Origin of the sequence: Bacteroides sp. f07 (assembly GCF_042854785.1) — a bacterium.
Lineage (GTDB): Bacteria > Bacteroidota > Bacteroidia > Bacteroidales > Bacteroidaceae > Bacteroides.
Window position 1 is genome coordinate 340260 of sequence record NZ_BAABXI010000001.1, and the last position, 15103, is coordinate 355362.

The window sequence follows — 15103 nt, forward strand, 5'->3', positions numbered from 1 at the left end:
TTTAGCATGACTGTTATGAAGAAAAATATATTCTTATTGGTTGTAACGCTGCTTTTGACTGGATTAGCAGGTTGCAGTGATGAAGATACAAAGTCTGTTGTTCCTTCTGATGTGATTGATTTAAGTGCCGATACTCAAGATAAGCCCGGTTATATTGTGCTTCGTTGGGTTACGCCTGATGATAATACAATCAGATATATAAAGGTATCCTATTATGATTATTTATTGGAACAGGATGTGGTAAGGCTGGCAAGCGTTTATGCGGATAGTGTGTTGATTCCGGATACGCGTAAAAAGTTCGGAGAATATGAATTTAAGGTACAGTCTTATAGTGAAACGGGAGATGCGGGAAATGTCCAGACAATCAAGGCTGTTTCGGAACCAGCTAAGGTGCAAATCGTTTTTGGAGAGTCCAGACAATTGGCATTGACCGAGAAGCAGTTGTCGACGAATGCTCAGGAAGCTTCGGAAGGACCTATAGCGAATCTTATTGACGGGAATACCGGTTCTTATTTTCATACGACCTGGAGCGGGGCTGTTCCTGCGTCTCCTCACTGGTTCCAGATAGATGTAAAAAAAGAAATTACTTATTTTAAGTATGAGTCGGTGGCACGTAATGGAAACAACATTCCTGATGATGTGGATATTATGGGTAGTAATGACGGAGTCAATTTTGAATTGATTGAGAATCTCACAAAGGCTAAGAATGGAATGTTGATGAGTACAACTCCGTATATGTCGCCTATCATGGGAGATAGTTCAAAACCTTATCGTTATATACGTTATTCGGTAAATCACACAAATACAGGTTCTGTCTTTTTCAGTATGGCGGAGTTTAAACTGTTTGAGGTTGATGCAAGTGTCGTCGATCCTGAAGCTGAATAGCGGGGAGTGTAGCATGCAGATATTGAAATAGTCGGATAGATTTTGTCTAGTAGACGAATCAGGCGGAAATATGAATATTCCTTTTCAGGGATAATATTGGATTTCCGCCTTTTTTATTGGTGTTTTGAATAAAGTTACATAATATATAGATTTCGGCAAATGGTAAACAGTCATATAAAAAAATGTTTGTTCGTCTTTTTCATACTTATACATTGGGCAGTCGCTTTTTCTTGTACAAGTGATGATGAGGCGCTGGAGGTGGTCGAGTTGTCCGTTAATAAGGAAGTAGTAGACTTCAAATGTGAAGCCGGCACACAGAACATAACGGTTTCGACGAATGCTCCGATTTGGGAGGCTACGGCGGATAAGAGCTGGTGTACACTTTCTGTGGCAGGAAAGGTTCTGAAAATCTTCGTAGACGAAAGTGAAGAAAGATTAGTGCGTGAGGCTGTCATAACAATAACGGCAGAAGGCTTGAAAAAGACGGTTAAAGTTCGTCAGTTGGGATATGAACCTGCTATACTGATTGATACAAACGTATTTGAAGTGGAAGTCATCGGGAAGGAGATTGCTTTCAATGTCACTGCCAATGTGGAGGTCAGTGCCGGGGTCCCTGATTGGATTGTAGAAAAAGTAAAATCCCGTGCACCGGAGATGGTGACATCAACTCATGTTTATGTGGTGAAAAGCAGCACATTGGATGAAAAGAGAGAGGGAAATATTGTTTTTGCGGAAGTTTTACCGGAAGGGGCTTCAGTAGAAACCTCTCCGGTTTCTGCTTCGGTTTTGATTGTACAGCATGGCTTGAATGAATATAATGGCGGTACGGGAGAAGATATAGAAGGGGATATCAAAGTGAAGGTCGTGAGCGGTACTGATACTTCCCATCAAGGGGAAGATGTTATTGGAAAGTCTTTTGACGGTGATTATTCTACGTTATATCACTCGAACTGGTCTAATGGCGGAGCGAATTATTTCCCGATTACGCTGACTTATAATTTTGCGGAAGTGTCGGATGTGGATTATCTGATTTATTACCCCCGTCCGTCAGGGTATAACGGTAATTTTAAGGAAGTGGAAATTCAGTATTCGGAAGACGGGAATGTATTTACAAAGTTGCTTGATAAGGATTTTGAGGGTTCAGCGACAGCTTCCAGGGTTACTTTTGACAATACGGTCCGGGCTAAGTCTTTCCGTTTTATCGTGAAAAGCGGAGCGGGAGACGGCCAGGGATTTGTTTCTTGTGCCGAAATGGAATTCTATTCCAAAAACTTGAATGCTTTTGTTTATTCTACTCTTTTTGAGGATGAGGCATGTAGTAACCTGAAAGCTGGAATCACGGAAACGGATATTGAGAACTGTAAATATCCTTTTTTCAAGAATTTGGCGTATTATATGTTCAAGGATAAGTATGACAGAAATTTCCGTGTGGCTGACTATAAAGCGTTCCCGCACCCGGATATCCAGTCGGAAAGTCATAAGACGAATCCGTACAGTCTTCTTGATAATCCAACAGGAATCTCGGTGAAAGAAGGAGAGACGTTGGTTGTAATGGTGGGCGATACATACGGACAGAACATTGGAATGAAGGTACAGAATCTGGACGCACCGGGAGGTGACGGGTTCGGAGGAGTTACGTATCCATTGTATCGAGGTATTAATAAGTTGACAATGAATGGAAAAGGACTGGTGTATGTGATGTACCATACCAAAACGTTGGAAGAGGCGGAAACGGCACGGCCTGTTAAGATTCATTTTGCTTCGGGTACAGTGAACGGTTATTTTGATTCGCAGAATGTAGAGCATCGGGGGCGTTGGAGTGAATTGTTGGGTAAAGCTACGGACAAATATTTTGATGTAGTAGGTCAATATGCACATTTGACATTTGAGACCAATGATTTCAGGAAGTATGCTGCTACAAACGGTAATGAACTGATTGAGCTTTATGATAAGATTGCTCACAGTGAAATGCAACTCCTTGGTTTGGAAAAATATGGTAAGATGTTCAGAAACAGGATTTACCTTAATGTCATGTATCACTCTTTTATGTACGCGACTGCCTATCATACGGCTTACAATCAGACGACAATGGGAGATGTGTGTGATCCTGATGTATTGAAAACTACCGGCTGCTGGGGACCTGCTCATGAAATCGGGCATTGCAACCAGACTCGTCCGGGAATCAAGTGGATAGGACTGACGGAGGTGACCAATAATATCATGTCCGAGTATGTACAGACTACGGTTTTCGGTCAACCTTCCCGAATACAGACCGAGGATATGGGAGCGGTTTACCGTAACAGGTATTCGAAGGCATGGAACGGCATTATTGTTCCGAAAGCTTCTCATGCTGATTTTACAAATCTGGATGATTCGAATGATGTGTTTTGTAAGTTGGTGCCTTTCTGGCAATTGGAGCTTTACTTTGGTAAGGTACTTGGACTGACTCCTCTTCAGCAGTCGGATTGTGGCGGCTTTTATCCGGAGGTTTTCGAGTATGCCCGTACAAAAGATTATAGCGGCATGAGTGAAGGGGAAATTCAATTGGATTTCGTGTATAATTGTTGTGTGGCAGCTCGGTTGAATTTGCTTGATTTCTTTGAGAAATGGGGATTTTTGACTCCGGTGGACAGGCTGATTGAAGATTATGACACGAAAACCTTGAAAGTGACTGAAGGCATGGTGGATGCGCTGAGGAAGAGAGTGGAGAGTCTGGGATATAGTAAATTACAAGATACAGCCCTTGAATATATATCGGATAATACATGGGAACTGTACAAGACTAAGCCACAGGTAATACCTGGAGCAAGTGCAACCCGAAACGGCAATACTATTACAATAAAGAATTGGCAGAATGTAGTGGTTTATGAAGTGAGGGATGAGGCGGATAATCTTGTCTTTGTTTCCAGTGGTGAAACGACGCCTTCTGCTACCGATGTGTTTACGCTTCCCGGTAACTGGAGTGGTGACTACAGACTTTATGCTGTTTCAGCAGTAGGAAAACGGACTGAGATTCCGGTTGTCGGTTGACTGCTGTTCTAAATTTTGCCATAGATTGATACAAGGCAGTTTTATCTGATAACTGTGACGGTTGTGTTAATCTATGGCATTTTTCATGCATTTTATAGATATAATTTCCGGTAAAAATATTATCTTTGTATACAGCAAGATTTATATAATATGAAGGAAGAAGAGTTGATAGAGCAAGTGAAAAACGGTAATAATATAGCTTTTGCTGCATTATATGATTACTATTGGCAGAGAGTCTATAATTTTACTAAGCTATATGTAACTTCTTCTGATAGTATTTCTGAAATTGTACAGGATGTTTTTGTGAAGTTTTGGGAATCTCGCCATTTATTGGATAGTAACAAGAAGTTGGAGGGCTTTTTATTTATTATTACCCGGAACATTATTTTTAATAAGGCCCGTAGTAGAATACGCGAAGATATGTTCAAGATGACGATATTACGTTCCATTGAGAATGAAGAGCCGTACAATCAAGAAGACTGTATGGTGGCTGAGGATTTGAAGGAATATATTGACCGGTTGATAGCCGTATTGCCCAAAAGACAGCGTGAAATTTTTTTAATGAGCAGGGAGGAAAATATGACTTATCGGGAGATTGCCCTTCGTTGTGGGATTGGTGAAAAAGCCGTAGAACGGCATATTCACCTCACCTTGAAATTTTTGAAAAAGAATCTTCTTTTATTTATGTTGTTTTCCATGCTCCCCGAGTGAAATCAGGTATAGCCATCGGTGTGCTTCCATTTAGTACCGATTTCTCGCTTAATTCTGTAATACATGACCATTCGGCGGCATCATATACATCCATGTCGAGTGGAAGTCCGTTGCGCAGGCAGTAGATAAGACGATAGTCCATTACATAGTTCATTTCATTGGGTAATCCTTTGCGGTGCGCTTCTTCGCCGATGGTCGCACTGAAGGGGTGCTTATAGCGTGCCAGTGTTTTCTCCAGCCTTTCTCCCGTGAGCGGTGTGTCACCGTTCGGGTCCAGTGCTATGCATGGAACCGGATATTTCTGCGCGAATCCCAGTGTTCCGCATACTGTTTGCAGGCGGCTGTAAGGACGTGGAGTGGATACGTTATATTGAAGCATGATTGTTTTTCCTTTGACTGTATGGATAAGCGTCGTATTGACATCTCCCAATTGATATTGTTGACGGGCTTCCGGCGAATACTCACCGAACATCCGGCGGGCATATTCGCTCATTCCTGCCTGATGGGTAGACATGGAAACGAGATATTCCATCCGGTCACTACGGTGAATGTCGAGAATCTGGCAGGCGGGTCCCAGTCCATGAGTAGGGTAGGGATTGCCGGTATGTTCGATGCTATATCTTTTTCCCCAGTGGTTGTGATAACCTCCTTCGCTTTCTTCAGCAAAATACATCGAACGAAGGTCGTGGATATAAGCTCCTTCTACGTGCATGATCTCCCCGAGTATTCCCCGGCGAGCCATATTGAGAGTAGTCAGTGCGAAAGGATCGTAGCAGCAGTTCTCCAACATGATGCAGTGGCGTCGGGTTTTTTCTGCCGTATCGACCAGTTGCCAGCATTCTTCTACGCTCATGGCTGCCGGAACTTCGATGGCTACATGCTTGTTGCATTCCATGGCAAAGGTAGCCATTGGTGTATGCATCAGCCAATCGGTGCAGATGAAAATCAAATCCAGCCCGTCTGATTCACACATCTTTTTCCAGCCTTCTGTACCGGTATATCCGGTAGCTTTAGGGCGGTTTGCTTCTTTTAATTGCTGCTGGGCTTTGTGAAGGTTCCCTTCCCTGATTTCACAAAGGGCTTTGATTTCTACACCCTCTATTTGCAGATAGCGTTGCAGGGTGAGCAATCCCCGATTACCCAATCCTATGATTCCGATATGGACAGTAGGGATAGGAGAATGTGCTAACCGGAGTACGTGAGTTTGTGCCAGAGAATCTTTCATAATCATAGTGCTCTAAAGTAAAACAAAAAAAGAGAATCTAATTTCTCAGATTCTCTTTGGAGAGCGGAAGACGGGGCTCAAACCCGCGACCCTCAGCTTGGAAGGCTAATGCTCTATCAACTGAGCTACTTCCGCAATTTTTGTGGGCAAAGATGGATTCGAACCACCGAAGTCGAAAGACAGCAGATTTACAGTCTGCCCCATTTGGCCACTCTGGTATTTGCCCTTTTTTTTGCTTTTGAGTTAGTTTGTTTCTCAATTGCGGTGCAAAGATACAACTATTTATTTAAACTCCAAACAAAATCGATCATTTTTATTGCAGAAATTGCACATTCGTCTCCTTTGTTACCCAGCTTGCCACCGGCACGATCCTCTGCTTGCTCCATTGTATTGGTGGTAATTAATCCGTAAATGACTGGTATATCGCCAGTTGCGTTTAATTCGGTAATACCTTGGGTAGCTCCCATGCAAACATAATCAAAATGTGGAGTATCTCCTTTAATTACGCAACCAATTGCAATAATTGCATCAATATCGCAATTTTCCATCATTTGGTTGGCGCCAAATGTAAGTTCGAAACTTCCCGGAACAGTTTTTACCAGAATATTTTCTTCTTTTGCTCCATGTTTTTTTAATGTATCGACCGCGCCTTTCAGCAAAGCGCCTGTTATATTGAAATTCCATTCGGATACAACGATGCCGAATTTCATATTTTCAGCATTCGGAACTGAATTAAAATCGTATTCGGATAAATTATGATAAGCTGTTGCCATGAGTAAATTATAGATTAAAAATTAAAAATTGGAAGTTTGGAAAGGTTTCTGGAAAAAAGGCACGGATTACACGGATTTCACGGTTGTAGTTGATAACTGTTTTTAATCCGTGTCAATCTGTGTAATCCGTGCCTAATATCTTATATATAATAAGGTATCTTATTTTTTCATCAGTTTAGCCTGCTCGATATATTTGTCGATGTCCATAGCTTGGTAAGATTGGAAGTATTTGTCCTTGATCTTGGTATAAGCGCTTACTGCATCGTCAAATTTGCCTTGTTTCACCAGGATTTCTCCGGCTTGCAACAAGAAGATCGGACTCAATGTGTTGTTGTCAGCTTTGTCTGCTGCCGACAGCAAGGTAGAAGCTGCCTTGTCCAATTGTCCGAGTTGTGCATAGCAGTTACCTGCAGCACCCAGGATTGCGGGAGCAACCATTTGGTCTTTTCCGTTAAAGTCATCCAGCATTTTCACTGCTTCTTCATATTTGCCGAGTTGTGCATAGCAAATACCTGCATAGGCTTTTGCCAGATTAGCCGCCTTTGTTCCACTGTAATCGTCGGCTACTTTCAGGAAGCCGGCGAAACCGATGCTGTCACCGTTCAGTGCTTGCTCGAAAGCATCCTGTTCAAAGTATTCCTGTCCTTTGAAAAGAGCTGCCTGTGCTTTTTCTTCACGTGGTTCAGCATAGAGGTTTTTGTACATGATAATACCTGCTACAATAATAATCACAGCAACAACACCGCCGATGATTGCGTTTTTGTACTTGATAAGAAATGCTTCCGATTGTGTCAGTGCATCTTCTACGTTCAGATGTTCGTTCTGATTCTTTTGTTCTGCCATTTTATATGATTCTTTTTGTTATTATTCACGGTTTGATATTTCGACTCGCAAAAGTAGTTTTTTTATATCTACAAATGAAATTTAGAGCCATCTTTTTTTGTTTTACACCCGAAAACCACGAAAATCTTGCTACTTTTGTGAGCAAATTAACGTGTACATAATGATACTGAAACGAATATCCATATTAAATTATAAGAATTTGGAAGAAGTGGAGCTGGGATTCTCCGCCAAACTGAATTGTTTTTTCGGGCAGAACGGAATGGGAAAGACGAATCTGCTGGATGCGGTGTATTTCTTGTCTTTCTGTAAAAGTTCCGGCAATCCGATTGATTCTCAGAATATTCGTCATGAACAGGACTTCTTTGTTATTCAGGGGTTTTATGAAGCTGAGGACGGGACTCCCGAGGAAATTTATTGCGGGATGAAACGTCGCTCCAAGAAGCAGTTCAAGCGTAATAAGAAGGAATATAGCCGCTTTTCCGATCATATAGGTTTTTTGCCTTTGGTGATGGTGTCGCCTGCCGACTCCGAATTGATTGCCGGGGGAAGTGACGAGCGGCGTCGGTTTATGGATGTTGTGATTTCGCAGTATGACAAGGAATATCTGGATGCGCTGATACGGTATAACAAGGCGTTGACACAACGGAATACTTTGCTGAAAAGTGAGTTTCCTGTGGAAGAGGAACTGTTTTTGGTGTGGGAGGAAATGATGGCGCAGGCCGGTGAAATTGTATTCAAGAAGCGTGAAGCGTTTATCAAAGAGTTTATTCCTATCTTTCAGTCTTTTTATTCTTTCATTTCCCAGGATAAGGAATATGTAGGATTGTCTTATGAATCTCATGCGCGGGAGGCTTCTTTGCTGGAAGTGTTGAAGCAAAGCAGAGAGCGGGACAAGATTATGGGATTCTCTTTGCGCGGGATTCATAAAGATGAGCTGAATATGCTGTTGGGCGAATTTCCGATAAAGAAAGAAGGTTCGCAGGGACAGAACAAAACGTATCTGGTAGCTTTGAAGTTGGCGCAGTTTGATTTTCTGAAACGTACCGGAAAAACTGTCCCTTTATTGTTGCTGGATGATATTTTTGATAAGCTGGATGCTTCGCGTGTGGAACAGATAGTCAAATTGGTGGCGGGCGATAACTTCGGACAGATATTTATAACGGATACGAACCGTGGACACTTGGATAGTATTTTGCATAAAGTGGGTAGTGATTATAAGATTTTCCGTGTGGAAGAAGGAGTCATTCACGAAATGGAGGCTGAACAATGAAACGCAATGATGCCGAACAAATAGGAAAACTGATTCAGCAGTTTCTTCGCCAGGAGAGTCTGGAGTCTCCGTTGAACGAACAAAGATTGCTGGATGCCTGGCCCAAAATACTGGGACCTGCGGCAACCTATACCAGCAATCTTTATATTCGTAACCAGACTTTATATGTGCATCTTACTTCTGCCGCTCTACGTCAGGAGCTGTTGATGGGGCGCGAAATGCTGATACGTGCACTCAATGAGAAAGTAGGAGCTACGGTAATTACAAATATCATTTTCCGTTAAGGAAAGGAATCCGGTCTATTGTTTTTATTCCCAGTTCTTTCAGAATCTTGGTGGCGCGGTCATAATAGAAAGGCGTTTCCAAATATTGGTTATTATGTGCATCCACTCCGATAATGGCAGTACAACCTTCGTGGGCTGCTATTTCCCAAAAATCGGGGTGGGGAATAGTTGTAATTCCATGCGTGTCATTGTAGTCTTCATAGCCGAGGTTATACTCCAACGGCAGATTTAACCGTGCCGCTGTCCGGCAGATATGTCTGCTGACTAGTTTGCAGTGACGGTCGAATCGGGGGTAGGAGCGCATGAATAAATCAGGATGTGCCAGATAAGCGAATAATCCGCTTTCCATCCCTTCGATGGAGCTCTCTTCGTAAAGTTCGAGCATATCCACCGTATCTGTATGCCTGCCGAAGTAGGGGAACTTTTCGTCCGTGTGAAAATGGTGATTCCCGAAAATGACGTAATCCAACTGGTATTCCTTGATGATGCCTTTCAGCCAATGCAGGTAATCCGGGAAATACTCACATTCCAGTCCAATTCTCAGACTGATTTGGTCTTTGTACTTTTCCCGTAACGAACGGAGGCTTTCTACATATTCCGGCAATTCTTCGGGAGTCATGCGGATGTCCGATATATAGCCGGTGCGGTATTTCCACGGGGTATGGTCTGAGAAACCTAATTCTTGATAACCGCCTTTGATGGCGCTTAAAACAAATTCTTCGTCACTCCCTGTCGCATGATGGCAGCGGGTGGTATGGGTGTGATAATTCGTCCTCATTGCTTGTTATGATTATGTCCATGCGAATGTCATATGATTCCGCAGGAACTTCTTCTACTAATTGAAACGGAAAACAAATACCTGCCTTGAAAGCAGACGGAATGCGTGGCAGAAGACGGTCGTAATAGCCCTTTCCCCGTCCCAGCCGGTTGCCTTTTGAGTCAAAAGCGACTCCGGGAACGGCAATGAAGTCTATGGCGGTATAGTCTGTGAATAGTTCACCGGTCGGTTCCTCTATACCATAACTGCCGGTTGCCATATCTTCAGGGCCGCTATATATACGTAATTCCAAGTCGTCACCTACAACTACCGGAAGCACGATCCGCTTTTTATTGCTCCATTTCCGGATAAACGAGTGCGTGTCTACTTCGTCTTTTAGCGAATAATAAAGTAATATAGTATTTGCCGCCCTGAAAGCCGGATGGGCTTCGAGGGCGGCAAGTACTTTAGCTGATTGCAACTTCCGCATAGCTGAATCCTCGTGACGGGTCTTCAGTGATGCTATATACTTGCGCAGTTCTTTTTTTCTTTCCATCTTTTTTGTCCTTTGTCACTTCTTCCTCTTCGACTGCTACCGGAGCTTTAGGAAAAGCTTCTCCTTTTTCGAGTATCTCGATTCCTTTATTGACAGTAGCATCTGTCTTATTGAAGTATTGGAGATAGGCTTCCAGTCCCAGCATATTGTAGATGATGTTGCCATAGATATTCTTTTCCAGCAGTTTATATGATTTCTGGATAAGGATATTTCTTCTTTTCACTCCCTTGCTTTCGGCAAAACGAACAAACTGTTCAACCAGGCCTTGGTGGCGTAGATAGTTCAGCAGTTCTTCTTCCGTTTCATATTGACTGAGCTTTTTCCGGTTGTTGTCCGTGTATTGGAATGTAAACTGGATAGTCAGTCCACGGTTGATGACTGTAGAAAGATAGGAAGTGACTCCTGTCGTATCCTGTGGCACAAATATATCGGGCATGATACCGCCACCGCCGTATACAGTACGTCCCAGGCTGGTGTTATAGCGTTCATTCTCATTTTGCTTGATGCTGTCGCGTGAGAAGAACTCTCCGTGTTCGTAACGGTTGTATAAGTCCAGTTCGTAGTTGCGGTCTTTACCACTTTCGTAAGGTCGTTGGATGCAGCGTCCGGACGGAGTGTAATAGCGGGCAATCGTTAGGCGGATAGCCGAACCGTCACTGAAATCGATAGGCTGCTGGACGAGTCCCTTGCCAAAAGAACGGCGTCCTACTACCGTACCCCGGTCATTATCCTGAATAGCTCCGGTAAAGATTTCACTGGCTGAGGCAGAACCTTCGTCAATCAATACGACGAGCGGCATCTTCTGGCAACTACCTGTGCCGTTGGCAAATTCTTCTGCACGCGGATATTTGCGGCCTTGGGTATATACGATAAGTTTGCCTTCGGGCAGGAATTCATTTACCATACGGATAGCGGCTTCCATATATCCGCCGGTGTTGCCGCGCAGGTCGATAATCAGTCCTTTACATTTCTTATGGTTAAGTTGCGCCAGTGCATTGAGTAATTCTACATGGGTGGTACGGCCGAACTTGCTAACCTTTACGTAACCGATGTCATCATTCACCATATAGGCTGCATCCACTGTGTTTTGTGGAATATCACCACGGGTAATGCTGAAATTCAGTAAGTCTTTTTCTCCCATACGCTTGACTCCCAACTTCACTTGAGAACCTTTAGGCCCTTTGAGAGTGCGCATGGCTCGCTCGTTGGTCACTTTTTTGCCGACGAACAGACTGTCGTCTACCATGACGATACGGTCGCCCGCCATCAGACCTACTTTTTCAGAAGGACCGCCTTGAATGACTGCATTCACATGAATTGTGTCGTTCTGTATAGTAAACTGGATACCGATTCCGCTAAAGCTACCTTCCAGTTCAGAGTTGACTTCTTCGAGATTCTGAGCCGGAATATAAGTTGAATGTGGATCGAGCTCGGCCAGAATTTGCGGCATTGCTTTTTCTACGAGGTCGGTCATATTAACTGTGTCTACATACTGGTCATCTACGATTCGCAACAATGCATTCAGCTTGTTGGAAGAACCGTTTATGATACCCAGGCGGTTACCGGCGAAATGCTTGGCATAAAATGTGCCGATAAGAATTCCGATTACCACGCTGACAGCTATGATGACAGGTGTGAAACGTGAAGAGTTCTTTGTACTCATGTCTATTCCTTTTTTAAAACGTTCGTTTTACTATTTGTCCGAAGCAGAATTGTTATCCGGTTCTGTATAGATGACTTCAATTCCTGCCCGTTTTAATAATTCTATTCCATCTTCCAGGCGATAATGTTCGGAATAAACTACCCGTTTGATTCCTGCCTGTATGATTAACTTCGCACATTCAATGCAGGGTGAAGCCGTGACATACATCGTGGCTCCGTCGCTGCTGTTATTTGAACGTGCTATTTTTGTAATGGCGTTCGCTTCCGCATGCAGAACGTATGGTTTTGTCAGGTTGTTTTCATCCTCACATACATTCTCGAAACCGGAAGGCGTTCCGTTATATCCGTCGGAGATAATCATTTTGTCCTTAACGATTAAAGCCCCTACTTTACGGCGTTCGCAATAGGAGTTTTCAGCCCATATGCTGGCCATGCGTATATAACGTTTGTCAAGTTCTAATTGTTTCTTTTCTGAGTCCATGTCGTTTTGCGATTAGTTGTTTACTACACGGAAAACCATGCGGAAAGTTTGCTGGCTTCCGTTAGGCTTATATAAAAGGTATAAGTTTTTATTGTCTCCTTCATAAGATGTTGCATTGTTGAGCCCTTCCAAGAAATTCTTGGCGAGTCTGTCTCCACCATCGTTTCCTGTGACATTGGCATTAAAATTATTGTTTTTGCCATTTGCGCTCCAAGTTCCTGCAAGTGGATAAGAAGCGATTACGTTTCCTCTTATTTTTCCACTGATAAGATCGCCTTCGGCTACACCTTCAAATACGACATTGTATGTTCCATTTTTGTTGAGTTCTTTAATGCTTGCTTCTTCCTTCAATTTATCTCCCCAAAAATCAAACATTTCATGACTACCGTCAACAGTGATATAATTTAGCTTCCATGTTTTTCCTGTAAAGATGGAAGCTACATCATCCGAATCGTTGCACCCTGAAAATAAAGGAAGCAACAGCAGCAACCCTATAATTTTATATATACTTTTTTTCATACTTATTACCTAATACTTATTTCTTAATTCCGTTTCTGATTAATAAAGCATCAATACTCGGCTCTTGTCCGCGGAAACGTTTATAAAGCGTCATTGGATGCTCTGTGCCACCTTTCGACAGGATATTGTTACGGAACGAGTCGGCAATTTCCTTATTGAATATTCCTTTCTGCTTGAATAGTGAGAATGCATCGGCGTCCAGTACCTCCGCCCATTTGTAGCTGTAATATCCGGCAGCATATCCCCCGGCAAAGATATGAGAGAACTGTGTACTCATGCAAGCCTCCTGTACCACCGGTAATATTTGCGCTTTCTTCCAGGCTTCTTGTTCATAGGTTTTCACATCTCCATCGAAAGGAGTAGTGCGAGTGTACCATGCCATATCAAGCAATCCGAAACTTAGTTGTCTCAGGCAGGCATATGCGATATTGAAGTTCGAAGCATCTACCAGGCGTTTGATTAATTCATCCGGCAAAACCTCTCCGGTCTGATAATGGCGGGCGAAAGTATTCAGAAAATCTTTCTCTATCGCGAAGTTCTCCATAATCTGTGAGGGAAGTTCCACAAAGTCCCAATAAACATTTGTGCCGCTTAAACTCTTGTAAGTAGAATTGGCAAACATACCATGCAGACTGTGTCCGAATTCATGTAGGAATGTTTCTACTTCATTGAATGTCAATAGTGCAGGCTTGTTCTCGGTCGGCTTGGTGAAGTTCATTACAACGGATACGTGCGGACGGCTGTTCTCCCCCGTCTGTCGGTCTATCCACTGGTCTTTGTAACTTGTCATCCAAGCACCGGAACGTTTTCCAAGACGCGGATGGAAGTCGGTATATAGGACAGCAAGGAATTTTCCGTCCTTATCGAACACTTCGAATGCTTCGACGTCTTTATGGTAAACAGGAATCTCCGTGTTCTTCCGGAATGTGATTCCATATAGCTTTTCTGCCAATCCGAACACTCCCTTTTTTACCTGTTCAAGTTCGAAGTAGGGGCGGAGCATCTCCTCGTTGATATTGAATTTCTTATCTTTCAGCTTGTTTGAATAATAACTCCAGTCCCAAGGCATTACAACAAAGTCGTCTCCCTGTTCCTGGCGGGCCAATTCCTGCACTTCTTTGTATTCCTGCCGTGCGGTGGGGCTATAAGCTTCCAGAAGTTGATTGAGCAGTTTATATACAGATTCGCTGTTTTCGGCCATTCTTTTCACAAGCATATATTCCGCATAATCTTTGTATCCCAGCAACTGGGCTATCTTCATGCGTGTATTGGCTATTTTCTTCACGATTTCGATATTGTTGAACTCATTATCGTGCGTACATTTGGTATTGTAAGCCATATAAAGTCTCTGACGTAAATCACGGTTGTCCGCATATGTCATAAAAGGAACATAGCTTGGTGCATGAAGGGTGAATGCCCATCCTTCCTTATCTTCGCTTTTCGCTGTTTCGGCAGCGGCTTCTACGATAATATCGGGCAATCCGGCAAGACTTTCCTTTTTCGTCAATAGCATTTGGTAAAGGTTCGTTTCTTTCAGGTTGTTCTCGCTGAAGTCAAGAGTCAGTTTGCTCAATTCGGTAGTCAGTCGGCGGTATTCTTCGCGAGCTTCACCTTCCAGGTTGGCACCGTGGCGAACGAAACTGTTGTATGCATTTTCCAGTAGCTTACTTTGTTCCTGTGTGAGTTGTAAGTTCTCTTTTTGGTTATACACTTCTTTCACGCGTGCGAATAATTTTTCGTTCAGCGTGATATTGTTGCTATGCTCACTAAGCAGCGGCATGATTCTCTGAGCCAGTTCCTGCAGGTCGTCATTCGTTTCTGCACTAAGCATATTCCCGAAAACGGCTACTACTCTGTCCAATAAGTCTCCCGATGCTTCAAAAGCCTCTATCGTATTACTGAAAGTCGCTTTTTCCAGATTCTGTATGATGGCATCTATTTCTGCATTCTGCTGCTTGATTCCTTCCAGGATTGCAGGTTCATAGTGTTCGGTTTTTATCCGGTCAAAAGGCACGGTTGAGTGCGGAGTTTGGTACTGCCCGAAGAACGGATTCTGGGCATTTGTTATATTGTTCATAGTGCAAACAAGTATCAATGTTATTAATAA

Annotated in this window: 14 protein-coding genes and 2 tRNA genes; 5 read left to right on the plus strand and 11 right to left on the minus strand. The window is 43.1% G+C overall.

What is annotated here, in order from left to right; translation table 11 throughout:
• The first annotated feature begins 15 nt into the window (after positions 1–15).
• The 3 genes from ACGHVY_RS01455 to ACGHVY_RS01465 all read left to right on the plus strand — a co-directional run bounded on the left by ACGHVY_RS01455 (position 16) and on the right by ACGHVY_RS01465 (position 4626).
• Positions 16–885: a discoidin domain-containing protein gene (locus ACGHVY_RS01455; protein WP_390596635.1), complete on the plus strand. Its 870-nt coding sequence runs from the start codon at positions 16–18 to the stop codon at positions 883–885.
• A 159-nt stretch (positions 886–1044) separates the two neighbouring features.
• The gene (locus tag ACGHVY_RS01460) at positions 1045–3915 is read left to right on the plus strand and encodes a M60 family metallopeptidase (RefSeq protein ID WP_390596638.1); all 2871 of its coding nucleotides are present in this window, start codon (positions 1045–1047) and stop codon (positions 3913–3915) included.
• Positions 3916–4065: 150 nt separating this feature from the next.
• A complete protein-coding gene (locus ACGHVY_RS01465; protein WP_308746167.1) occupies positions 4066–4626 on the plus strand; it encodes an RNA polymerase sigma-70 factor in 561 nt (186 codons plus the stop codon).
• Here the strand turns inward: ACGHVY_RS01465 and ACGHVY_RS01470 are convergent.
• From ACGHVY_RS01470 to ACGHVY_RS01490, 5 genes are all read right to left on the minus strand, one after another.
• Positions 4598–5851: a Gfo/Idh/MocA family protein gene (locus ACGHVY_RS01470; protein WP_390596640.1), complete on the minus strand. Its 1254-nt coding sequence runs from the start codon at positions 5849–5851 to the stop codon at positions 4598–4600. The genes ACGHVY_RS01465 and ACGHVY_RS01470 overlap by 29 nt on opposite strands.
• A gap of 62 nt (positions 5852–5913) precedes the next feature.
• Positions 5914–5986 (minus strand) — tRNA-Gly (locus ACGHVY_RS01475).
• A gap of 8 nt (positions 5987–5994) precedes the next feature.
• Positions 5995–6077, minus strand: a tRNA-Tyr gene (locus ACGHVY_RS01480).
• 52 nt (positions 6078–6129) lie between these two features.
• A complete protein-coding gene (gene ribH / locus ACGHVY_RS01485) occupies positions 6130–6624 on the minus strand; it encodes a 6,7-dimethyl-8-ribityllumazine synthase (protein WP_390596643.1) in 495 nt (164 codons plus the stop codon).
• A gap of 159 nt (positions 6625–6783) precedes the next feature.
• On the minus strand, positions 6784–7467 hold the full coding sequence (locus tag ACGHVY_RS01490) for a tol-pal system YbgF family protein (RefSeq protein ID WP_303877075.1): 684 nt from the start codon (positions 7465–7467) through the stop codon (positions 6784–6786).
• 160 nt (positions 7468–7627) lie between these two features.
• Between ACGHVY_RS01490 and recF the strand changes: the two genes are divergently transcribed.
• Both recF and ACGHVY_RS01500 read left to right on the plus strand, forming a co-directional pair.
• A complete protein-coding gene (recF, locus tag ACGHVY_RS01495; protein ID WP_390596645.1) occupies positions 7628–8737 on the plus strand; it encodes a DNA replication/repair protein RecF in 1110 nt (369 codons plus the stop codon).
• Complete coding sequence (locus ACGHVY_RS01500) at positions 8734–9021, plus strand: DUF721 domain-containing protein (protein ID WP_175630220.1); 288 nt, start codon at positions 8734–8736, stop codon at positions 9019–9021. Before recF ends, ACGHVY_RS01500 begins: the two co-directional genes overlap by 4 nt.
• Here ACGHVY_RS01500 and ACGHVY_RS01505 read toward each other — a convergent pair.
• From ACGHVY_RS01505 to ACGHVY_RS01530, 6 genes are read right to left on the minus strand one after another with little or no spacing between them, the layout of a single operon-like run.
• Positions 9008–9799 carry a histidinol-phosphatase gene (locus ACGHVY_RS01505; RefSeq protein WP_390596648.1) on the minus strand — a complete coding sequence of 264 codons (792 nt, stop codon included), beginning with the start codon at positions 9797–9799 and terminating at the stop codon, positions 9008–9010. The genes ACGHVY_RS01500 and ACGHVY_RS01505 overlap by 14 nt on opposite strands.
• Positions 9744–10268: a 5-formyltetrahydrofolate cyclo-ligase gene (locus tag ACGHVY_RS01510; protein WP_390599636.1), complete on the minus strand. Its 525-nt coding sequence runs from the start codon at positions 10266–10268 to the stop codon at positions 9744–9746. The genes ACGHVY_RS01505 and ACGHVY_RS01510 overlap by 56 nt, the downstream gene beginning before the upstream one ends.
• Positions 10246–11997, minus strand: coding sequence for a S41 family peptidase (locus ACGHVY_RS01515; RefSeq protein ID WP_390596651.1), 1752 nt, complete (start codon positions 11995–11997; stop codon positions 10246–10248). The genes ACGHVY_RS01510 and ACGHVY_RS01515 overlap by 23 nt, the downstream gene beginning before the upstream one ends.
• A 30-nt stretch (positions 11998–12027) precedes the next feature.
• Positions 12028–12477, minus strand: coding sequence for a dCMP deaminase family protein (locus ACGHVY_RS01520; protein ID WP_390596654.1), 450 nt, complete (start codon positions 12475–12477; stop codon positions 12028–12030).
• A 12-nt stretch (positions 12478–12489) separates the two neighbouring features.
• Entirely contained in the window at positions 12490–12996 is a 507-nt protein-coding gene (locus tag ACGHVY_RS01525) for a DUF4847 family protein (RefSeq protein ID WP_390596657.1), read from the minus strand.
• Positions 12997–13012: 16 nt separating this feature from the next.
• A complete protein-coding gene (locus ACGHVY_RS01530; protein ID WP_390596660.1) occupies positions 13013–15073 on the minus strand; it encodes a M3 family metallopeptidase in 2061 nt (686 codons plus the stop codon).
• Between the last annotated feature and the right edge of the window lie 30 nt (positions 15074–15103).